The organism is Limnobaculum xujianqingii, from assembly GCF_013394855.1.
Lineage (GTDB): Bacteria > Pseudomonadota > Gammaproteobacteria > Enterobacterales > Enterobacteriaceae > Limnobaculum > Limnobaculum xujianqingii.
This window is the reverse complement of sequence record NZ_JABMLK010000001.1, coordinates 2,006,441-2,028,199: the sequence shown is the minus strand read 5'-3', so window position 1 is coordinate 2,028,199 and position 21,759 is coordinate 2,006,441. Positions and strand designations below refer to the sequence as shown.

The 21,759-nt window shown below is 48.0% G+C and carries 19 protein-coding genes and 1 pseudogene; 7 read left to right on the top strand and 13 right to left on the bottom strand.

Features of this window, described 5'->3' with window-relative positions; translation table 11 throughout:
* Positions 1 to 331: 331 nt before the first annotated feature.
* The 9 genes from hpaX to GOL65_RS09210 form a co-directional block, all read right to left on the bottom strand.
* Complete coding sequence (gene hpaX, locus GOL65_RS09250; RefSeq protein WP_407657471.1) at positions 332 to 1,720, bottom strand: 4-hydroxyphenylacetate permease; 1,389 nt, start codon at positions 1,718 to 1,720, stop codon at positions 332 to 334.
* 294 nt (positions 1,721 to 2,014) lie between these two features.
* A complete protein-coding gene (gene hpaI / locus GOL65_RS09245) occupies positions 2,015 to 2,833 on the bottom strand; it encodes a 4-hydroxy-2-oxoheptanedioate aldolase (protein ID WP_179038383.1) in 819 nt (272 codons plus the stop codon).
* Positions 2,834 to 2,843: 10 nt separating this feature from the next.
* The gene (gene hpaH, locus GOL65_RS09240) at positions 2,844 to 3,647 is read right to left on the bottom strand and encodes a 2-oxo-hept-4-ene-1,7-dioate hydratase (RefSeq protein WP_140920947.1); all 804 of its coding nucleotides are present in this window, start codon (positions 3,645 to 3,647) and stop codon (positions 2,844 to 2,846) included.
* A 14-nt stretch (positions 3,648 to 3,661) separates the two neighbouring features.
* Complete coding sequence (locus GOL65_RS09235) at positions 3,662 to 5,113, bottom strand: NAD-dependent succinate-semialdehyde dehydrogenase (protein ID WP_140920946.1); 1,452 nt, start codon at positions 5,111 to 5,113, stop codon at positions 3,662 to 3,664.
* Complete coding sequence (locus GOL65_RS09230) at positions 5,110 to 5,502, bottom strand: 5-carboxymethyl-2-hydroxymuconate Delta-isomerase (protein WP_130590508.1); 393 nt, start codon at positions 5,500 to 5,502, stop codon at positions 5,110 to 5,112. Before GOL65_RS09230 ends, GOL65_RS09235 begins: the two co-directional genes overlap by 4 nt.
* Before the next feature lie 30 nt (positions 5,503 to 5,532).
* Positions 5,533 to 6,408 (bottom strand): 3,4-dihydroxyphenylacetate 2,3-dioxygenase, encoded by an 876-nt coding sequence (hpaD, locus tag GOL65_RS09225; RefSeq protein WP_140920986.1) that lies wholly within the window; start codon positions 6,406 to 6,408, stop codon positions 5,533 to 5,535.
* 114 nt (positions 6,409 to 6,522) lie between these two features.
* Complete coding sequence (gene hpaE / locus GOL65_RS09220) at positions 6,523 to 7,989, bottom strand: 5-carboxymethyl-2-hydroxymuconate semialdehyde dehydrogenase (RefSeq protein WP_140920945.1); 1,467 nt, start codon at positions 7,987 to 7,989, stop codon at positions 6,523 to 6,525.
* Positions 7,980 to 8,750, bottom strand: coding sequence for a fumarylacetoacetate hydrolase family protein (locus tag GOL65_RS09215; protein WP_140920944.1), 771 nt, complete (start codon positions 8,748 to 8,750; stop codon positions 7,980 to 7,982). The genes hpaE and GOL65_RS09215 overlap by 10 nt, the downstream gene beginning before the upstream one ends.
* A complete protein-coding gene (locus GOL65_RS09210; protein WP_140920943.1) occupies positions 8,747 to 9,382 on the bottom strand; it encodes a fumarylacetoacetate hydrolase family protein in 636 nt (211 codons plus the stop codon). The genes GOL65_RS09215 and GOL65_RS09210 overlap by 4 nt, the downstream gene beginning before the upstream one ends.
* 405 nt (positions 9,383 to 9,787) lie before the next feature.
* On the opposite strand from GOL65_RS09210, the gene hpaR reads away from it, so the two are divergent.
* Complete coding sequence (gene hpaR, locus GOL65_RS09205) at positions 9,788 to 10,240, top strand: homoprotocatechuate degradation operon regulator HpaR (RefSeq protein WP_140920942.1); 453 nt, start codon at positions 9,788 to 9,790, stop codon at positions 10,238 to 10,240.
* Positions 10,241 to 10,472: 232 nt separating this feature from the next.
* Here the strand turns inward: hpaR and GOL65_RS09200 are convergent, their stop codons facing one another.
* The 3 genes from GOL65_RS09200 to GOL65_RS09190 form a co-directional block, all read right to left on the bottom strand.
* On the bottom strand, positions 10,473 to 11,750 hold the full coding sequence (locus GOL65_RS09200; RefSeq protein WP_218652022.1) for an MFS transporter: 1,278 nt from the start codon (positions 11,748 to 11,750) through the stop codon (positions 10,473 to 10,475).
* Positions 11,751 to 11,785: 35 nt separating this feature from the next.
* Entirely contained in the window at positions 11,786 to 12,205 is a 420-nt protein-coding gene (locus GOL65_RS09195) for a MarR family winged helix-turn-helix transcriptional regulator (protein WP_140920941.1), read from the bottom strand.
* 413 nt (positions 12,206 to 12,618) lie between these two features.
* Positions 12,619 to 14,634: an LTA synthase family protein gene (locus GOL65_RS09190; protein ID WP_140920940.1), complete on the bottom strand. Its 2,016-nt coding sequence runs from the start codon at positions 14,632 to 14,634 to the stop codon at positions 12,619 to 12,621.
* A gap of 294 nt (positions 14,635 to 14,928) precedes the next feature.
* On the opposite strand from GOL65_RS09190, the gene prfB reads away from it, so the two are divergent.
* The 5 genes from prfB (at position 14,929) to GOL65_RS09165 (ending at position 19,522) form a co-directional block, all read left to right on the top strand.
* A protein-coding gene (prfB, locus tag GOL65_RS09185) for a peptide chain release factor 2 (RefSeq protein ID WP_140920939.1) occupies positions 14,929 to 16,027 on the top strand; the annotation gives its coding sequence in 2 pieces (ribosomal slippage) (positions 14,929 to 15,003 and positions 15,005 to 16,027; 1,098 coding nt in all).
* A gap of 17 nt (positions 16,028 to 16,044) precedes the next feature.
* Positions 16,045 to 17,568, top strand: coding sequence for a lysine--tRNA ligase (lysS, locus tag GOL65_RS09180; protein ID WP_140920938.1), 1,524 nt, complete (start codon positions 16,045 to 16,047; stop codon positions 17,566 to 17,568).
* Between the two features lie 254 nt (positions 17,569 to 17,822).
* Entirely contained in the window at positions 17,823 to 18,494 is a 672-nt protein-coding gene (locus tag GOL65_RS09175) for a CsgG/HfaB family protein (RefSeq protein ID WP_179038283.1), read from the top strand.
* Between the two features lie 18 nt (positions 18,495 to 18,512).
* Positions 18,513 to 18,869 carry a DUF4810 domain-containing protein gene (locus tag GOL65_RS09170; RefSeq protein ID WP_140920937.1) on the top strand — a complete coding sequence of 119 codons (357 nt, stop codon included), beginning with the start codon at positions 18,513 to 18,515 and terminating at the stop codon, positions 18,867 to 18,869.
* Positions 18,866 to 19,522 (top strand): DUF799 domain-containing protein, encoded by a 657-nt coding sequence (locus tag GOL65_RS09165; RefSeq protein ID WP_140920936.1) that lies wholly within the window; start codon positions 18,866 to 18,868, stop codon positions 19,520 to 19,522. Before GOL65_RS09170 ends, GOL65_RS09165 begins: the two co-directional genes overlap by 4 nt.
* Before the next feature lie 161 nt (positions 19,523 to 19,683).
* Here GOL65_RS09165 and focA read toward each other — a convergent pair.
* Positions 19,684 to 20,532, bottom strand: a pseudogene (gene focA / locus GOL65_RS09160) (formate transporter FocA); the annotation flags it as partial.
* A gap of 566 nt (positions 20,533 to 21,098) precedes the next feature.
* On the opposite strand from focA, the gene dps reads away from it, so the two are divergent.
* Positions 21,099 to 21,602 (top strand): DNA starvation/stationary phase protection protein Dps, encoded by a 504-nt coding sequence (dps, locus tag GOL65_RS09155; protein WP_179038282.1) that lies wholly within the window; start codon positions 21,099 to 21,101, stop codon positions 21,600 to 21,602.
* The last annotated feature ends 157 nt before the right edge of the window (positions 21,603 to 21,759 follow it).

The following is a 21,759-nucleotide window of genomic DNA, read 5'->3' as shown; positions in this document are numbered from 1 at the left end:
GCACCTGAGAATATTCCGACTGTAACAACATGGTGCTTATATTTATCTCGTTAACGGTCGGTAAACCGTCTGTATTCAGCAGTGGAGCGCGTTGGGCCTGGCCGGGTTAGGGGCGCTCCGGCAGCTAAAGCTGCTACGACCCCAACACCCGTCCCTCCCAACGATTGACTATTTCAAGGTACAAAACTGAGTTATCAGGCTTTGTTATCAATTGGATACATCACCTCATGATGCAATCACTCTTTCGGGGCCGTACAGTTGTTTCAACTTAGCCGCAGAGTCTCTTTTGAATAAACTAAATTCTGATACTTCTGCGGCGTTATAAATAAATTTACGGTGTTGCCCTTGGTCTTGAGTGTTGCATCGGGATAAACCAAATGATGATGGCACCGACTATCAGCAATCCTGCGACGAAGTAGAGTCCGGAGGAGAAGCTGCCGGTCTGGTCTTTCAGGATGCCGATCAACAGTGGGCTTACTGCAGATCCAACATTACCGGTGGCGTTGATAACCGCGATACCAACGGCTCTGGCCCGCAGGCTGATGGATTGGTCTGGGGTGGTCCAGAAGATCGCCATTGCGGTAAATGAACCGACCGAGGCCATAATAATTCCCAGCAGTTGTACCATTGAGTGGTTGGTTAATGACGCCAGCACCCAACCGCAGGCAGCAAATATGTATGGCAGTACGGTGTGGACTTTTCGTTCCTGCATTCGGTCGGAACGCCGGCTCCACCAAATCATCCCAGCGACAGTACAGAATTGAGGGATGGCGGTCAGAATACCAATCATGATGTTGCTGCTGCCCTGATTGAAGCTCTGCATAATCTGTGGCGTCCAGATATTGATGGCGCTCAGAGTATTGGTCAGGCAGAAGTAGGCCAGGGTGTACATTAGAACCACCGGAGAAAGCACTTCACGCCACAGGCTTTTTTGTTGCATTGCGCCATAGCTGGAGGGGCCTTCCGGTTGAACTAAGGTCAGGCGGTCTGATTCCATCATGTCATGCAGGCATTTTTTGTCTTCATCGGTTAACCATTTGGCTTTTTGTGGGGTGTCGTCCAGATAGAACCAAACCACAATACCTAACAGTACGGATGGGAAGCCTTCCAGCAGGAATAACCACTGCCAGCCTTTAAGGTTCATCATACCATCTAAGGATAGAATGTAGCCGGAGGCCAGTGAGCCGAAGGCCATGGTGACGGGCATGGCAATCATAAACAGTGCGTTGGCTCTGGCGCGGAAAAATGCCGGGAACCAGTAGGTCAGATAGACCAGGATCCCCGGCAGAAAGCCTGCCTCGGTAATACCTACCAGCATACGTAGGATGTACAGGCTGGTGGGGCCGGTGGCGAACATGGTGGCGGTAGAGGCCAGTCCCCATAGCACCATGATGGTGGCTATCCAGCGCCGGGCTCCGACGATACCGAGCATGATGTTGCTGGGTATGCCGAAGATAACATAGGTGGCATAGAACAGGGTGGCGGCAAGGCCAAACATGGTGGAGGAAAGCCCCAGATCTTTACCCATGGTTAATCCGGCGAAGCCGATATTAATCCGGTCCAGAAATGAGAACACGAACAGCACAAACAGGAAGATGATCACGCGGCGGAATAGCTTTTTGATTACCGCCTGTTGCTGTGGTGTATGGGTGGTGTGCTGCATATCCGGTGAGGTTGAGCTGCCACCTGTATTTTGATGTAGCGATTCTGTATTGTTCATAGGCTTCTCAGTTTGTGTGGTGGTGGTTATTAGCTTTGGTGGATATTCCGGCCGTAAAGGCTGATGTGCTCATATTGCCTTTGTGCCCGGCCGGAAGATCCTATGTACTTAGCTTCTGTGAGCGTCGGGCCTAGGCTGCCTACGGGCACTTCGTTGGCTTACGCCAAGTCGACCCCCACGGCACCCTCTCCCTCCGATTAGCTTTATTAATAAAACCAAGGGGATAAATTTCCCTTTTTGATTAGTTTTATTAGCAATATCGAAGGATGGCTTTACTTGTTGTTCACCTACTCTCTAATAAACACTACTGGTACTGTTTGTTTCCGGTGTTGCTGTCTGTTCAGCGGTTTGTTGGAACTGTTTTGCCAGTGATTCGGCGGCTTTGCTGAGTAGGGTGGTGTCGACGCCGACGGCGACGAACAGGGCTCCCAGTGACAGGTAGTGGCGGGCCATTTTTTGGTCGGCCATCAGGATGCCGGGGGCTTTTCCGGCGGCGATAATTTGGCCGATGGCGTGTTCAATGGCCTGTTGGACTTCCGGATGGTTTGGCTGACCGGGTAGTCCCATGTCGGCGGAGAGGTCCGCAGGGCCGATAAATACTCCGTCGATGCCTTCAACCTGAAGTATGTCAGGCAAGTTGACTAACCCACGACGGGTTTCAATTTGTACCAGTACGCACATTTCACTGTCGGCTTTTTGCAGGTAGTCAGGGATGCGGTTCCAGCGCGAGGCTCTGGCCAGAGCGCTACCAACACCACGGATGCCATTCGGTGGATAGCGGGTAGACTGAACGGCTAACTGGGCCTCTTCTGCGCTTTGTACCATTGGTAGCAGCAGGGTTTGTGCGCCGATATCCAGCAGCTGTTTCACTCTTACCGGATCGTTCCACGGCGGGCGAACTACCGGTTGGGAGGCGTAAGGCGCAACCGCCTGTAGCTGGTTTAAAATGGTTTGCAGATCGTTAGGGGCGTGTTCGCCATCAATCAGCAACCAGTCAAATCCGGCACCCGCCAGTAACTCTGCACTGTATGGGCTGCACAGGCCGAGCCATAGACCGATTTGCGGTCTTTTTTCTGCCAGTGCGCGTTTAAAATGGTTAATTGGCATTTCCATGATGTTCTCCTTAAACAAACCGGCAGCTGATAGCGCCCATTGAACCGTAATCCACATGGAAGGTGTCTCCCGGGCGGGCAGGTACCGGGCGGGTGAAGGATCCGCCAAGGATCACCTGTCCGGCTTCCAGTTGAACGCCATAAGGGTGGAGCTTGTTTGCCAGCCAGGCTACGCCGTTAGCCGGATGGTTTAGCACTGCGGCAGCTACGCCAGACTCTTCAATTACGCCGTTGCGGTATAGCAGGGCGCTGATCCAGCGAAGATCCAGAGCATCAGGTTTAATGGGGCGGCCACCCATCACTACACCTGCGTTGGCTGCGTTATCGGAGATGGTGTCAAACACCTTGCGAGGGCGCTGAGTTTCCGGATCGATGTTGTGGCAGCGCGCATCGATAATCTCCAGTGCCGGAATGATGTAGTCGGTGGCGTTATACACATCGAAAATGGTGCAGTTCGGACCAGTCAGCGGTTTAGCCAGAATGAAAGCCAGCTCAACTTCAATACGCGGCACGATAAAGCGGTCTGTCGGAATATCGCTGCCATCGTCGAAGAACATATCGTCCAGCAAAGTGCCGTAGTCCGGCTCGCTGATTTGTGAGCTGTACTGCATAGCTTTTGATGTCAGGCCAATCTTGTGACCTTTCATCTCACGACCTTCTTCGATTTTAAGCTGTACCCAGGTGCGCTGAATGGCGTAGGCATCTTCCAGCGTGATATCCGGATTTTGCAGCGAAATCTGTTGGATCTGCTGTCTGTCTTTTTCCGCCTGGTTGAGTTGCTGAGCCATGCGCATAATAGTGTCTTGATTTAACATATTGATTTCTCACTTCAATCCAGGCTGCCAAAACAGAGATATTTAATCTCCATATAGTCTTCAATGCCGTGCCGGGAGCCTTCGCGCCCCAGGCCTGACTGTTTAATGCCGCCAAAAGGGGCCGATTCATTGGAAATTGCACCTTCGTTAATTCCTACCATGCCGCACTCCAGTGCTTCTGCTACACGGACGATTCGGCCAATATCCCGCGAGTAGAAGTAAGCCGCTAAACCCGATTCGGTCTGGTTTGCTAACTGAATAGCCTGTTCTTCGGTATGGAAACGAATTAACGGCGCTACCGGGCCAAAGGTCTCCTCATTGGCGATCAGCATGTTCTCAGTCACCCCGGTCAATACCGTTGGTTGGAAGAAGAACCCGTCTTGAAGGTACGGTTGACCGCCAGTAAGAACCTGGGCGCCATGCTGTTTGGCATCGTCAATATGGGATTGAACTTTGGCCACGGCAGCGGCGTTGATAAGCGGACCCTGCTGGAATTCGCCTTCCAGCGCGGGGCCGGCTTGTAATGTGGCAACTGCTTTAGCCAGTTTTTGGCTAAAGGCGTCATACACTGAGTCCTGAACCAACAGGCGGTTGGCACAGACACAGGTTTGACCGCTATTGCGAAATTTGGCGGTTAGTGCGCCGGTAACGGCAGCGTCCAGATTCGCATCGTCGAATACGATAAATGGGGCGTTGCCTCCCAGCTCCAGCGACATTTTTTTCACTGTGCTGGCGCACTGGGCCATTAATAATTTGCCAACATGGGTGGAACCGGTGAACGAGAGTTTGCGTACCACCGGGCTTTGAGTCAGTGCTCTGCCGATGGCGACTGCATCAGTGCCGGTTACCACGTTAAATACGCCGTCAGGAATACCGGCCTTTTGAGCCAGAGCCGCCAGAATTAAAGCGGACAACGGGGTTTCCGGTGCTGGTTTTAATACCACGGTACAGCCCGCCGCCAGCGCCGGAGCAACTTTGCGGGTAATCATGGCGTTAGGGAAGTTCCATGGAGTAATGGCCGCTACTACGCCGATCGGTTGTTTAATGGTGGTAATCCGACGGCCAGGCAGAGGCGATGGAATGGTCTCCCCGTAGGTTCGTTTACCCTCTTCGGCAAACCATTCGATAAAGCTGGCGCCATACAGAATCTCGCCCCGGGATTCTGCCAGCGGCTTTCCCTGTTCAAGGCTGAGTAACCTCGCCAGAGGTTCCTGTTGTTCAACAATCAGTTGATACCAGGTTTGCAGGTACTGACTACGCTGTTTAGCCGTCAGTTTTTGCCATGCAGGCAGCGCCTGACGGGCGGCATCGATGGCTTCCAGCGTTTCGGCTTCACCGAGATTACTGACGTGAGCAATCACTTCTCCGTTAGCCGGGTTATTTACCGGATAGGTGGATTTATCCTGCGCATCACACCACTGCCCGTTAATAAATGCCTGACGATAAATCACTTCTGGCAACATCATGCTGCACCCCCGTTAAAAAGGGCGTGAACGTTATTCTGCTTAAAGTTAAGTTCAGCGTCGAGCTCGACCATCTCAAATGAGATAGCGAGATAACGTTCCGCCATTAAAGAGGAGAAATGCTGTTTAATTAACGCAAACAGGGATTCAGCTACCTGTTTGCGGCTTTCTGCACTACGCCCGTGTCCGATTTTTAATGTCATATGCACAAAGGCGTAGTCGTGGGCACCATCAGCCATCTGCCAGGTGTCTAACCAGATAGCACGGCTGCGGATACCCGCCAGAGGGAATATCCCTGTTGCGGCCAAATGTTGGTTAACCTTGGCGAACAGCGCAGGTAACTGAGCAGAATCACGTATGTTGTCCGTACATTCAGCATAAAAATGTGGCATATCGCCTCCGGTTTCAGAAAGATGATGGGATCAGGCAGCAGCCCGGGAATTGATATCATCTGGCAGTGGGAAGATGGCATTAACCTGTCCGGTGCCGGAGCTAGGAAACAAGTCGGTGACAAACTCCACTTTGCCGTCATATTTATCCCAACCCAACAGACCCAGCAGCATGACGGTGTCGTGCATGTTGCCTTCGCCAAAGCAGTATTGGGCGTATTCCGGCAGCATGGCGCAGAACTCTTTGAAACGACCCTCTTTCCACAGCTTGACTACGCGTTCATCCATTTGACGATCGAATTCACGGGTATAGCTGTGCATGCCTTCTTCGGCACGGCGGTCATCAATGAAACGGTGAGAGAGGGAGCCGCTGGCCAGTACTGCAACGGTACCGTCATACTTCTTAATCGCGTTAAGAATGGCTTCTCCCATACGGCGGCTGTCTTCAAAGTCATGAACGGTACAGAACGCAGAAATGGAGATCACTTTGAAATGCTTGTCTTCGTTCATATAGCGCATAGGAACCAGAGTGCCGTACTCCAGATTCAGACTTGGAATATCGTGTGCCTGAGCGCGAACCCCCAGTTTACGGGCTTCATCGGCAATCATTTGGCCCAGTTCCGGGTTACCGTCGTAATCGAAGGTGATATCGCGGATAAAGTGTGGCAGTTCGTTACTGGTATAAACGCCCTTGAAGCTTTTTGTACAGTTGATGTGATAGGCGCTGTTGACCAGCCAGTGGGTATCAAACACGATAATGGTGTCGACTCCCAGTTCACGGCAGCGTTTGCCGATCTCTTTATGGCCACCGATGGCTGCCTGACGGCACCCATAATTTTTCCCCGGTAATTCTGATAAATACATCGAGGGGACGTGTGTTGTTTTGGCTGCTAACGCTAACTTACCCATATGTTCCTCACTTGATGCCCGCGATGGGGCATCACAATAATGGTCGATGACAGGGAGCACTCAGGCTCCGGTACGAGTTACGCTTAGTAATAACAATTGCCAGGGAGATTCCCCTTAAACACCCCAACGCGGGATGTGATGATCGCCGAACGAGATACAGACGTTCTTCATTTCAGCAAACACTTCAAAACTGTACTCTCCGCCTTCGCGTCCGGTACCTGATGCTTTGATGCCGCCGAATGGCTGGCGCAGGTCACGTACGTTCTGGGTGTTGACGAATACCATGCCCGCTTCAATGCTGCGTGACAGGCGTAGTATCTTGCTGACATCTTGCGTCCAGATATAGGAAGCCAGTCCATACTCCACGTCATTAGCCATGCGCAGGCCATCTTCTTCGCTGTCGAATGGAATCAGGCAGGCAACCGGTCCGAAGATCTCTTCTTGCGCTACGCGCATTCTGTTATCCACATCTGCCAGTACGGTAGGGCGCAGGAAGTGTCCATCGCGCAGGTGCTCCGGAAGATCGGTTGGTTTATCCGGTCCACCGGCCAGCAGGGTTGCCCCTTCTTCAATACCCAGGCGGATATAACCGGAGACCTTATCCCAGTGCTGTTGGCTGATCAGCGAGCCTAGCTGAGTAGTCATATCCTGTGGATCGCCTACTTTCAGGCGGTTAGCACGCTCGGCAAAGCGCTTTACAAACTCCGGATAGATGCTGCGTTGAACAAAGATGCGCGAGCCCGCGGTACAGCGTTCACCATTGATAGAGAAAATGGTAAACAGCGCGGCATCCAGTGCCCGTTCGATATCCGCATCTTCAAAAACCAGCACCGGTGATTTACCGCCCAGTTCCATGGAGTATTTTTTCAGACCGGCACTTTCCATAATTTTGCGTCCGGTCATGGTGCCACCGGTAAAGGAGATGGAACGAACATCGTGATGGCGAACCAGCGCATCACCAGCGGTAGCGCCATAGCCCTGAACCACGTTCAGTACACCGGCAGGAATTCCGGCTTCCAGCGCCAGTTCACCGAGGAAGTTGGCGGTAAGCGGCGACAGCTCGGACATTTTTAATACCGCGGTATTGCCCAGCGCCAGGCAAGGAGCGACTTTCCAGGTGGCGGTCATAAAAGGCACGTTCCACGGGGAAACCAGTGCACAAACCCCAACTGGCTGAACCAGGGTATAGTTGAGCATCTTGTCATCTACCGGATAGGTTCGACCGTCCATGCGCTGACAAACTTCGGCAAAGAATTCGAAATTGTGGGATGCCCGAGGGATCAGCACATTTTGTGTTTGATGCAGTGGCAAACCGGTATCCGCAGTTTCCATTTGTGCAATTTCAGGTACGTTTTCAGCAATCAAATCACCCAGGCGACGCATCAGGCGAGCGCGCTCTTTCATTGGCAGATTAGCCCATTTAGGGAAAGCAATTTTGGCTGCTTCAACCGCCTGATGAATTTCTGCTTCTCCGCCGGAAGCAACGTCGGCTAACACTTCTCCGGTGGCCGGGTTCAGGGTTTGGAAGGTCTCTTTACTTGAAACACTTTTGCCATTAATCCAGTGGTTAATCATTTGCATGACAGGGTTTCCTCATATTCAGTTTCACTTACAATCCGGTTGCTCAGGCGTCCTACGCCTTCTACTTCAACAATCACTTCATCACCGGGCACGACATCAGAGAGGCCTTTTGGCGTACCGGTCGCGATCATGTCCCCTGGCTGTAGTGTCATAAACTGGCTCAGGTAAGCGATCAGAAAAGGAATGTCGAAAATCAGATCTTTGGTAGATCCTTTCTGGCGCAGTTCGCCATTGACGTGAGTGGTGAGCGTCAGGTTATGCGGATCGGCAACGTCTTCTTTGTCCACAATCCATGGGCCAATAGGCGTCAGGGTATCGCGGCTTTTCACTCGCAGATTAGGGCGGTAGTAATTCTCCAGATAATCGCGGATGGCATAGTCATTACATACCGTGTAACCACCTACATATTCCATGGCTTGCTCACGGCTGACATTGCGGGCGGTTTTACCTATCACCACCACCAGTTCCGATTCGTAATGCATGTAATCAACGTTATCAGGGCGAACGCTCACCTGCTGGTGGCCAGTCAACGTATTGGAGGCCTTAATAAAGATCAGCGGCTCTTCCGGCGCTTTAAACTCCAGCTCGGCAGCGTGGTCTGCATAGTTCAGACCTAATGCAAACAGGGTGCCATCTGCCGGCGGTAGCCATTCAAAGCTGCCTGCTGCAAGCTGAGTACCGTCTGCCAGTATCGCTCGCTGTTGATCGTCGATCGTGACCTGATAAGGCTGGTTCTGATATTGAATACGGGCGTGTCTCATACAGCAGCTCCTTGTTGCATCACGATATTGGTTAAATCAGGCATTCCTTCGGCACGAACGGTAACCCGGTCTCCGGGATGAATCCTGGCGCGTTGATGAGGGGTACCAATCAGAATTTTGTCTCCCGGTTGCAACGTGGCGAAATCACTCAGAGCAGCAACCAGTTCACTGGCGGAACGCAGGAGGTCAGCGGTATTCCAACGGTCAACTTCGTTGCCGTTAACTTCAGTGAAAATAGTTAATTGCTCAGGATTGATACCCGCAACGGTTTCGCCAATCGGGCAGAAGCCATCGCAACATTTGGCTTTAATAGCCGGGCGATAGAAACTGGTTTCCGGCAGACTAATGTCGTTAGCCAGCGCATAACCGGCGATATAGGCCAAGGCTTCTCCAACCGGAACTTTGCGTGCTGTTTTACCAATCACTACTGCCAGCGTGGCACCACTCAGCACTTCTGGTTCACCCGATGGATAAGGGATAGGAGCCAGAGGTCCAATTTGGGTGTTGTGCGGTTTAATAAACCATACCGGCGTTTTAGGCAGCGCCTGATAGGGCGGCTGCTGAAATGCACTGCTCCAGACAGCAAGCTGACTTTTATGATTCAGGGCTACTGCAAACACATTGTTCTTCATGAACGTCATCCTCGGTTGCAAATCATTTTCATCCGATTACCTCACTTGAGTTAATCATTAATATATTAATGATATCTATTTATACGCATGTCTCGTGGCGATCAAATAAACGTTTAAACATTGTGATCAAAGTAACAATGTATTTACAATAAATTAATATTAATCTTAATTATCAATAAGATAATTTGTTAATAATTGTTTGCGCGATTCAGCTCTTATTTTTATCATTAATATTTAATTGAATTTTTACTGCAGAGATTAGGTTAAATGGTTAATATGGCTGGAAAAGCACCCTGTAGAATGGTGGTGAGGCTGAGTTGGACGTATCAGACCGAAGTGAATATCTGGTTTTACATGCCATACTGATGTGAGTTATCTGAAGTTTAACCGAGAGTGAAATACCTTATGCACGAGTCCCTGACCATTGCCCTGTTGCAAGCGCGTGAAGCTGCAATGGGTTTTTTCCGTCCAATCCTCAATGAATATAATCTGACGGAGCAGCAGTGGCGTATCATTCGGGTATTGGCAGAAATGCACTCCTGTGATTTTCACCTTCTGGCAAAACAAACCTGCATTCTGCGCCCCAGCCTGACAGGAATTTTATCGCGCATGGAACGCGACGGCTTAATCATCCGCCTTAAACCCCTCAACGATCAGCGCAAACTCTACGTCTCACTAACCGATAAAGGCCACCAGGTATACCAACAGGCAAAAGAACACATTGAAAAAGGCTACCGCCAAATAGAAAGCAGCTTCTCCGAAGAAAAACTGGGAGAACTCATGGTACTGCTGGAACGGTTTATTGCAGTAGTGGATAACGGGAATAGTGAGCAGATTGCTGAAAAATCAGTGAATTAAAAAGACAGCGTTTGGATAACTCTCTGGTTAAGAGAGTAAGTATTTATTGGGGAGCGTAGCCAATCGGAGGGAGAGGCCGCCGTTGGGGTCGTAGCAGCTTTAGCTGCCGGAGCGCCCCTAGGCGGACTAGGCCCGACGCACTCCAATGCCAAGTACAGATGCCCTTCCGGCCGAGCACCACAATAATATTCGCTCATAGTAGTTACGGCCGGAATACCCACAGAACTTTGTATTATGACGCAGCTCGCAGCGAGACCACCTCACTTCTCTCCTTAATCGGCAAATTAACCACCGCTGCCAGCAACGCCAACGCAATATCGGCATACCATACCCACAACAGATTGCCTTCATACTGCATTGCCAGCCCACCCAGCCAGGCCCCAAAAAAAGCACCAATCTGATGGGTAAACAGCGTAAACCCAAATAAGGTTGCCAGATAACGTGTACCAAATAGTTTACCGACAATACCCGCAGTCGGCGGAACCGTCGCCAGCCAGGTGAGACCCGTAGCGGCAGCAAAAATGTAGAATGTCAGCTCTGTTTTAGGTGACATCAGATAAATGGCTATCATCAACGCGCGTGAGGCATACAGCACTGCCAGAATATATTTCATCTGAAAGCGCTTACCCAGAATTCCGGCAAAGATACTACCCGCAATATTACACAAACCAATAAGAGACAAGCTCACAGCAGAGACCGAAGCATCATGCCCGCACAGGCTAACCTCTCCCGGTAAGTGGGTGGTAAGAAAGGCGACATGAAAACCGCAGGTGAGAAATCCAGCGTGCAATAGCAAATAACTGGGGTTGCGAAATGCCGCTTTGATCTGCTGCTTTAGCCCAATTTCGACCTGAGGATTTTGTACCGGAACGGCAGAATGGTGAGGTTTGGCTATTTTTCCATTTCGGCAAAGCAACCATGAAGGAATGATAGTAACCAGCGCAGAACACGCCAGAAAGAGCAAACCAGATGACATACCGCGCAGACTCACCAGCGCCTGAACCAGCGGTGCAAAAATGAATTGCCCCATGGAACCACCGGCGTTAATAAGACCGCTGGCTACTGAGCCTTTATCCGTTGGCAAACGACTGGCAACAATACCAATTAACACCGAAAAACTCCCGGCTGCTGCGCCTGCCGGGCTAAAAAGCCCCTGAGCTAAAGTCAGTGGAACAAACGAAGAGGCCCATAAGGTCCCTATTTGCCCCATGGCTATCAGCACCGCGCCTACAATCAACACAGGGAGAGCACCCTTTTTATCAGCCCAGGCACCAAACAGTGGCTGAAAAGCTCCCCACATCAGTTGACCAATAGCCAGCGCCATACTGACTTCAGCGATGCTCATGGCAGTAGTTTCAATAATCGGATGAACAAACAACCCGACCGTCTGGCGAATCCCCATGGTAACCATCAGGATAATACTGGCCAGAATAATAGGTAGCCACATGTTGGGCGAACGAGAAGGGGAATCGCTCAATCCTGAAGGCCTGGTATTATCGTGATTACTCAATGGATATTCCTTTTATCGTCAGGTAATTAGTCACGTTATAGCGTATTGGCGGTATTGAAAAAGCCCATCAGGCTTTCATACTCTTCGCCGAGCTGTTGCTTAAATTTGCTTTGAGCCTGCTGCCACAGAGGAATAGCTTTTTGTAGTGTGTACTCACCTTTTGAGGTCAGGCTAAGACGACGTTTACGGCTTTCATCAGCAGAAGCATCGGCAATTAGTTCTGCGGTAAGCAGCGGTTTTAACGTACGTACCAGAGTGCTTTTCTCCAATCCAACTTTTTCCGCCAGCTCACCCGTACCACATTCCCCAAGGCGAGCGATATTAATCAGCAGTGAGTACTGATTAACACTAATACCACTGGGTAACAGCGTTTTGTCATAATAGTCGGTCATTCTTTGTGCCGCCCGACGCATACGGATACATAAACAGGGATCCTGAGGAAGTGCTATTTGCATGATATAAACCCCGTTATTGACTATGGTGTATATACACCATAGTCAATCCAAAACAGCGGGTCAATTAATTTCTGGCCAGTGATAGACCAAATTGATGAGAAACTTTGATAGTTAAGTATCTACTATTATAAATAGCCAATCGGAGGGAGAGCTTTACAGGCTAGCGCCTGCCCTTCGGGGCAACGCAAGCGTTGTCCGTTGGGGTCGTAGCAGCTTTAGCTGCCGGAGCGCCCTAGGAAAGGTAGGCCCGACGCACTCCAGAGCCAAGTACAAATGGTCTTCCGGCCGAGCACTATACCAATATACGCAATAATGCATTTACGGCCGGAATATTTATGAATGCCAATTTACCAAATTTGTTCTATCTCAATACACCACATCACTCACCATACCGATCTAACCAACTCTCCCAACTACTGCTGCTTATGTACCTGCCTGTTCAACTGCCACAACAACAAATCAGTAAACCCACTCCAGCGGTTAAACTGCTTCTGTTGTTCCGGAGTCATAGCTTGAGGTTCTCCCAACAGCAGACCTTTATCGGAAGCCCATGGCTGATATTCACCTTTGTCCGTCAAAAGATAAGCGCCCTGCAGAGTAATAATCGCTTCCGGGTTGTAACCCTGACACCAGGTATCATCCAGATGTTCTGCCAGCAGATTGCAGCCAGTTTTATAGTATGGCGTATCCGACAGGCTCAATTGATACAGAGTTGGCCAGATATCCTTGTGGCTACCAACACGAGCAGCATCGAAATAACTCTGTTGACGATAGGCCTGTGGAACATACAGATAGAACGGTACTCCGTGCCCCAGCACTCGCTCACGGGTATCAGGATAACCAATCCCGCGAATATTATGGTCGCCGGTGGCGGCGATAATGGTACGGGCGCCTAACGGCTGTGATTTCACCCAACTGATAAACTGCCCCAGTTGATCGTTGGTGTAACGCAGGGTCTGCATCACTTCGTCAAGAGTCTCACCGGTTGCCAGATTGCTCAGGCGCTGCTTTTCTGCATCATTCAGTACGATTTGGGTTTTCTGGTAGCCATCCGGTGTTTTATAAGGAGGATGATGAGTGGTGGACATGGACATAATCAGCACATGCTCACCTTTTTTATCTGCTTCTGCCAGCCGCTCTTCAATGTAGCGGAACATAAATTCATCCGGCACACCCCAGGTTCCTAACTGCGCTTCGGGATAGCGTTTTTTCAGGCCGTTTTGCTCCATGAATTCGCTAACCCCAAGATGAGAAAGAAACTGGTTAAGGTTCCGCCATGAGCCATTACCGGAAGTAACGAAAACCACCTTATAGCCATTAGCCAACCAGGGCTTAAACATATTACTGGCAAAATCGAGGGATTGAGCGCTGGACTGCGTAATACCGCTCATCGGACTACGGACAAAAAAGCGGCTTAAGCTATCGATAGTACCATCACCTTCCGAGATAAAACGTTCAAAACGCCAGTCGCTGACCCAATGCTGTTTTAACGCACCAAACAGATCGCGATCCGGACGATCGTAACTTTCAAGGTAATAGCCCATGCTCTCCATTACGGCGAAAACCACATTAGGCGGAGTTTGTTTCGCCACTGAATTAACGTCGGTTTTGGCCATAAATGGTGCCAGTCCGGCTGGGGTTGGTTTATCCAGAAAACGACTCAACAGTTCCTGCCCTTGTTGGTCAGAGGCCTCGGCAAAATGGTTATTCTCGCTGTGAGCTTTAAACGCCCAATTGAGAGCCATCAACCCGTTAGGCGTTAGCATATTTAACATTTTGAGTTCGGAAACCTGCGCATCTGACTGACGCAGAGGGAAGGTACCCACAGATCCGCGCATTCCAACAAAGCCAATAGCCAGAATCAGCAGGGTAGTTAACGCACCGACTGGCAGACTAAGGCGATGTTCTGGTTTAGCACTCAGCCAACGCTGCCAGCGACGATAAAGCCAGAAAACCAACAGGGCAAACAGCCCCAAACCCAACAGACCACGAATAACCGGATAGTCCTGCCACATGGTGGTTAATACGGCGACTGTATCGTCTTCAATCAGCCCAAAGACAAAGATATCAATCGCCCGATCGTAGGTGGCATAGTAAAAGATATTGCCAACGGTGATCGTCAGTACCAGCGTGCTTAATAACGTTGCCAGCCAGGGCCAGAAGCGCTGCCAAAAATGAAAGCTGCGCTGACTTACCGCCAACAAGGCGGCAATCAACAGGCAGGGAATAAACAGCAGACTGGCGATCCGAATATCAAACAGACCACCGATCCAAAACATCCGTGTTACATCAGAATCGAAACCCGCCAGAATTTCGTTCGAACCGTAAGCTGATAGCAGATAAGTTCTGCCTGCGGTTTGAGTCAATACCGCCAATAGCCAGGGCAATAAAAGCGCGACAAAAGCTTGTCGAAATCTGAAAAACCACATAATGCCTTCTTTCTGGTAAGCAAATTGGAATAGACATATTCGTTAGCCGGGTAGTGTACGAGATTTATCAGCTTAATTTGAATAGAGAATGATAATAATTGGTTACCGAACATGAATTTGTTCGGTAACTTTTCTTACGTATTTTCCGTTCCTCTTACATTCAACTCATTATTCAACAGCAAGATGCATAAAAAGCCCCTGTTTCGGCTATATTCCGCAGCTCAGATCCGATAGAATTACTCGTTTATGATAAAAATCCTGTCAACGTATACGACGTAATGGTAAGTACAAATCATGTTTGAAATTAATCCGGTAAAAAACCAGATCCAGGATCTGTCCGAGCGGACAGCGGTTCTTCGGGGGTATCTTTGACTATGATGCCAAGAAGGAACGTCTGGAAGAGGTCAATGCAGAACTAGAACAACCTGATGTCTGGAATGAGCCAGAGCGCGCTCAGGCACTGGGTAAAGAACGTTCTTCCCTTGAAGCTATCGTAGAAACAATCGATCAAATTGAGCAGGGTGTTGAAGATGTCACCGGGCTGCTGGAACTGGCAGTAGAAGCGGATGACGAAGACACTTTTAATGAGACGATTGAAGAAGTCAATTTGCTGGAAGATAAATTAGCCCAGTTAGAGTTCCGCCGTATGTTCTCCGGCGAATATGACAGCGCCGATTGTTATATTGATATTCAGGCTGGTTCTGGCGGTACTGAAGCCCAGGACTGGGCCAGCATGCTGGTACGGATGTACCTGCGCTGGGCTGAAGCCAAAGGCTTCAAAACCGAAATGATTGAAGAGTCTGATGGTGATGTGGCAGGTACTAAATCAGCCACCATTAAAGTTATTGGTGATTATGCTTATGGCTGGCTGCGCACCGAAACCGGCGTTCATCGTTTAGTGCGTAAGAGCCCGTTTGACTCCGGTGGCCGTCGTCATACCTCATTCAGTTCTGCTTTCGTCTATCCGGAAGTGGACGATGACATTGATATTGATATCAACCCGGCGGATTTACGCATTGACGTATACCGCGCTTCCGGTGCCGGTGGTCAGCACGTTAACAAAACCGAATCTGCGGTACGCATTACCCATATGCCGACCAATATTGTGGTGCAGTGCCAGAATGACCGCTCTCAGCATAAGAATAAAGATCAGGCCATGCGACAGCTGAAAGCTAAGTTGTATGAGTATGAGATGCAAAAGAAAAATGCGGATAAGCAGGTAATGGAAGATAACAAATCGGATATCGGATGGGGTAGCCAGATTCGTTCTTATGTACTGGATGATTCACGCATCAAAGATTTACGTACCGGCGTTGAAACCCGTAATACTCAGGCCGTATTAGATGGCGACCTGGACAGATTTATTGAAGCAAGCTTAAAAGCTGGGCTATAAAAAAGGATAGAACAGAAATGTCTGAGCAACCTCAAGAGCATGATGCAGCGCAATCTATTGCGGAATTAAATAATGAGCTACAGGCTCGCCGTGAGAAGTTAGCTGCCCTGCGTGAACAGGGAAATCCGTTTCCGAATGATTTCCGTCGTGATGTCACATCTGACAAGCTACACGCAGAATATGACGACAAAGAAAATGAAGAGCTGGAAGCATTAGGTCTGGAAGTTGCGATTGCTGGTCGTATGATGACCCGCCGCATTATGGGTAAAGCCTCGTTCGCAACATTGCAGGATGTAGGTGGCCGCATTCAGATTTATGTTTCTCGTGACGATCTGCCGGAAGGTACTTACAACGAACAGTTTAAGAAGTGGGATCTGGGAGATATTATCTCTGCCCGCGGTAAACTGTTTAAGACTAAAACCGGTGAGTTATCGGTTCACTGTCATGAAGTTCGCCTGTTGACCAAAGCGTTACGTCCGCTGCCGGATAAATTCCATGGTCTGGCGGATCAGGAAACGCGTTATCGTCAGCGTTATTTAGATCTGATCACCAATGACGATTCTCGTCGTACTTTTGTGATTCGTTCTAAAATTATGGCCACTATTCGTAATTTCATGGTGAAACGTGACTTTATGGAAGTAGAAACGCCAATGATGCAGGTCATTCCTGGTGGTGCTACTGCGCGTCCATTTATTACCCATCACAATGCGCTGGATATCGATATGTATCTGCGTATTGCGCCGGAGCTGTATCTGAAACGTTTGGTGGTTGGTGGTTTTGAGCGGGTGTTCGAAATTAACCGTAACTTCCGTAATGAAGGTGTTTCTCCACGTCATAACCCTGAATTCACCATGATTGAGCTGTATATGGCCTATGCCGATTATAAAGACTTAATCATGCTGACTGAAGATCTGTTCCGCACCCTGACTCAGGAAGTATTAGGCACCAGCACGGTGGAATATGGCGATCAAACCTTTGATTTTGGTAAGCCATTTACCAAAATGACCATGAAAGAGGCCATTTGTCACTATCGTCCGGAAACCAACGTTGCCGATTTAGATGATATGGATAAAGCGAAAGCCATTGCTGAATCTTTAGGTATCAAAGTTGAGAAGAGCTGGGGTTTAGGCCGCGTTCAGTGTGAAATTTTTGAAGAAACCGCTGAAAGCCACCTGATTCAACCAACCTTTATCACTGAATATCCGGCTGAAGTATCACCATTAGCCCGTCGTAATGATGATAATCCGTTTATTACCGATCGCTTTGAGTTCTTTATCGGCGGCCGTGAAATCGGTAATGGCTTCTCTGAGCTGAATGATGCAGAAGATCAGGCGCAGCGTTTTGCCGATCAGGTTAGTCAGAAAGATGCCGGTGATGACGAAGCGATGTTCTACGATGAAGATTATGTTACTGCACTGGAGCATGGCTTACCGCCAACGGCTGGTTTAGGTATTGGTATTGATCGTATGGTAATGCTGTTAACCAATAGCCATACTATCCGTGATGTTATTTTGTTCCCGGCGATGCGCCCGGTGAAATAACCAAAGCGATGCAAAAAAGGGAGCCAAGGCTCCCTTTTTTAATATTTTGTTGTCAGTGCATTAAAACTAATTTCATGTATTTATTATAAATTTTCATATATTTTTAATGTAAATCAATTATGATAATCAGGTTCCAGAGGTGTTAAGTGAACACCTCCCACTTTTTATTGTCGAAATGTAACCGTAATGCGTATATCTGTGCATTGCCGGGGAGTGCGTCACCTGTTTTTTATAAATAAAGGATCATTTAGACCATGATGAAAAAAATAGCGTTAGGGATAGGCGTTAGTGCCATGGTGTTGCTGGGCGGATGTGCTACAGAGTCCTCTCGTAGTGTGGAAGTAGCAAAAGTAGCTTCTTACAACACCAATTATCAGGGGGCACGTAGCCCGATTTCTGTAGGTAAGTTTGATAACCGCTCCAACTATATGAATGGCGTATTCTCTGATGGTGTCGATCGTCTGGGAAATCAGTCTAAAACGATTCTTATGACTCACCTGCAGCAAACCGGGCGCTTTAATGTGTTAGACCGCGCCAATATGGAAGAGATTAAGAGCGAAGCAAAAATGGCCGGAAAAAGTCAGCAGTTAAAAGGTGCTGATTATGTGGTTACTGGCGATGTAACTGAATTTGGTCGTAAAGAGGTTGGCGATCGTCAACTGTTTGGTATTTTGGGCAGAGGCAAAACCCAGATTGCTTACGCTAAAGTTAACCTGAATATCGTCAATGTACGCACTTCAGAAGTGGTTTACTCGGTACAGGGCGCAGGTGAATACGAACTGTCTAACCGTGAAGTGATTGGATTTGGTGGTACCGCAAGCTATGACTCAACGCTGAATGGCAAAGTATTGGATTTGGCTATTCGCGAAGCGGTTAATAATCTGGTCAGCGGTATCGAAAATGGCTCCTGGAAACCAGCACAATAACTAGATGGAATAGCCTCAATGAAATTAGGATACAAAGCAGGGTTGCTACTGATAGCTGGTGTGCTGGGCGGCTGTATGAACGCGCCAAAACCCATCTATAGTTGGGATAATTATCAGGATACGGTTTATCAATATTATAAACTCGAAACCGGACCCGAAGAGCAGATAGCGGCTCTGAAAGAGGGGATTGAAAAGGCGAAAGCTAAAGATCTCCCGGTTCCTCCAGGGCTGCATGCTCATTTAGGCATGCTTTATAGCAATACCGGACATCCTGAGCTTGCCGGAAGTGAATTTGAAGCAGAAAAGGTGCTGTTTCCTGAATCCGCACCCTTTATGGAATTTCTGCAGAAGAAGTTGAAGGGAGGCAAGAAATGAGACATTTAATTGCACTGGTGGGGTTAGTCGCTACTTTGTTATTGGCTGGTTGTGCTAAACCGGTTGATTATGATTATTCAGCCTTCCGGCAAAGCCAGCCGAAAAGCATTTTAGTGCTGCTGCCTCAAAACTCATCGCCGGAAGTGAATGCCAGTCATGGTGTTTTATCTCAGGTTACTTTGCCGCTGGCTGAGTCGGGATACTATGTTTTTCCGGTAGCGTTAGTTGAAGAAGTTTTCAAACAAAATGGTATGACGAATGCCCATGATATTCAGGGGGTGAGTGCTACCAAGTTGAGGGAAATTTTTGCAGCTGATGCGGTACTTTATCTGGAAGTTACCGATTACGGTACTTCTTATAAAGTGATTACCAGCGAGTCGCGGGTAACCGTAAATGGCAAACTGGTGGATCTGAAAACCGGTCAACAGTTATGGAGTGGTTCTGCTACCGCCTCTTCGGCGGAAGGCGATTCGGGTAACAATGGTATTCTGGGTATGTTGCTACAAGCGGCTATTACCCAAATTAGCCATACATTATCAGATAAAAGTTATGACATTGCCGGGGTTACCAGCGCGCGTTTACTGTCTGCCGGTAGACCAAGCGGTATTCTCTATGGCCCTCGTTCGCCAAAATACGGTAAAGAAGCCGAGTAATCTTAGCGGTTATATTTAATTTATCGGGCCACGTAATAATACTGCGTGGCCCGTTTTTTATGTACTCAGGCAGCTTTAGACTTGGGTGACGATGGCGGAGGACGATTAGTTTTTTGTTCTAAAGGCATCACATTGGCATTGTTCGGCGCTTTATCAATGGTGTCTTTTCTCAGATACATAAACCAAAACGGCAGACCAACAATCAGGCCGCCCAGAATGTTGCCAATGGTTACCGGCAACAGATTCTTCAGTAAAAAGTTAGTTAGCGTCAGATCGGAAAATTGCTCTGCCGAAATACCAATAGCAAGCCAGAATTCAGGTGCGGCAAAGTTTTTAATCGCAATTCCCATCGGGATCATAAACATATTAGCAATACTGTGCTCGAAACCGCTGGCGACAAACATAGCGATAGGCAGGATCAGGATAAACATTTTATCCATCAAACTTTTATCGGCATAACTCATCCATACCGCCAGACAGACCATCAGATTGGCCATCAGGCCAAGAAAAATTGCCTGAGTAAAACTATGGTGCAGTTTATATTGTGCAGTATTCAGCACGTTCAATCCCCATTGCCCATTAGCCGCGGTGTGTTGACCAGCAAACCAGATGATAGCCACCAGAAACAGGGCACCAAAAAAATTACCGATATAGACATGAACCCAGTTGGCGACCATCTGGCGTAAGCTAATTTTTCCACTGGCTTTGGCGACGCTGGTTAAAATAGTCGAAGTGAACAAATCAACGCCGCAGGCAACCACTAGCATTAACCCTAATGAAAAACAGACACCGCCCAGGAATTTCGCCCACCCGTATGGGGCACTGGCAGTTCCGGTTATAGCGGTAATATAGAAGACAAAAGCGATAGAGATAAATAAACCAGCAAGAATAGCGGAGATATAAACCTGACTCAGCGGTTTACTGGTTTTATAGATACCGGCATTTTCTGCAATTTTGGCCATCTCCGGGGCGGAAAAGCAACTAACGCCGTTGGCATGGGGATTATCCATAATGTGTACTCTCTTAGTTATCGATATTTACATTAACCGTAGATAGCGAGTATTTGCGTATTGACTCTCTCTTTTCGTTACTTAGCTATCTGCACATTTTGGGTGTTAAGTTATTAGCGCTGAAATGGATTTTGGCGCGGGTTTCTACTGTCGAAAGTGAAACCATGGCAATGATAAGCAAGCATTTTTTATGCCATAGTTGATGGTTTTTTAATCAACTGAAAGATAAGGCATAAATTTAGAACAGGAGGCTATTTAGGGTATTTCAGCATATGTGTCGACGAAATATGACGTCATTAGTGCGGATCGGGTAGAGGTTGTATTGGGTTAAACAGGTATTATTTATATATCAGCAATATTTTTATTATAATTACTTTATTAAATGAGAATTGGTCGTATATAATAATGATTATCAACCTTATTCAATCAATGATATTTATTTTCTTTTATGACAATAGCCTATGTCTATAATAGGCACATTCTATCTGCAATATCCTCTCAGAGTGCTATACTACTTATATATTAATTAGGCACTCCAATGTTAAAAGACAATGAGGACACGGACAATGAGTACAGTTAAATCATTAAAAGCAAAAGAGTCAAAATTAGCTTTCACACGCCTTGATATCGAAGAAAGTGTAAAATTATCTTCAATTAAAACCTTAAATCATATGGTTGCTCAACTGGCCGATTTAGCGCTAATTACTAAACAAGCCCATTGGAATATGAAGGGTGCTAACTTCATCAGCGCTCATGAAATGATTGACGGTTTCCGTGATGTGCTGCTGGACCATCAGGATACTTTCGCAGAGCGTGTAGTTCAGTTTGGTTGCACTGCAATGGGTACTTTACAGGCTGTAGCGGTAGCAACTACCCTGAAGGCTTATCCAACGGATATCTACACCGTTAAAGACCATCTGACTGCACTGGCCGACCGTTATGCGGTAGTGGCTAATGAAATGCGTAAAGCAATTACTGAAGCAGAAGATGAAGACGTAGCGGATATGCTGACTGCTGCTTCCCGCGATCTGGATAAGTTCGTATGGTTTATTGAAGCCCATTTGGCGTAATAATTTTCTGTAATAAAAGAAATAATAAGCCCCTTCTGATAGTAATATCAGAAGGGGTTTTTCTATATATAAATTTAAAATATATAAATCCTGTTTTATTATTTTAAATATTAATAACGATAACTCTAATTGATTAAAATTAGCATTTATTACTTTG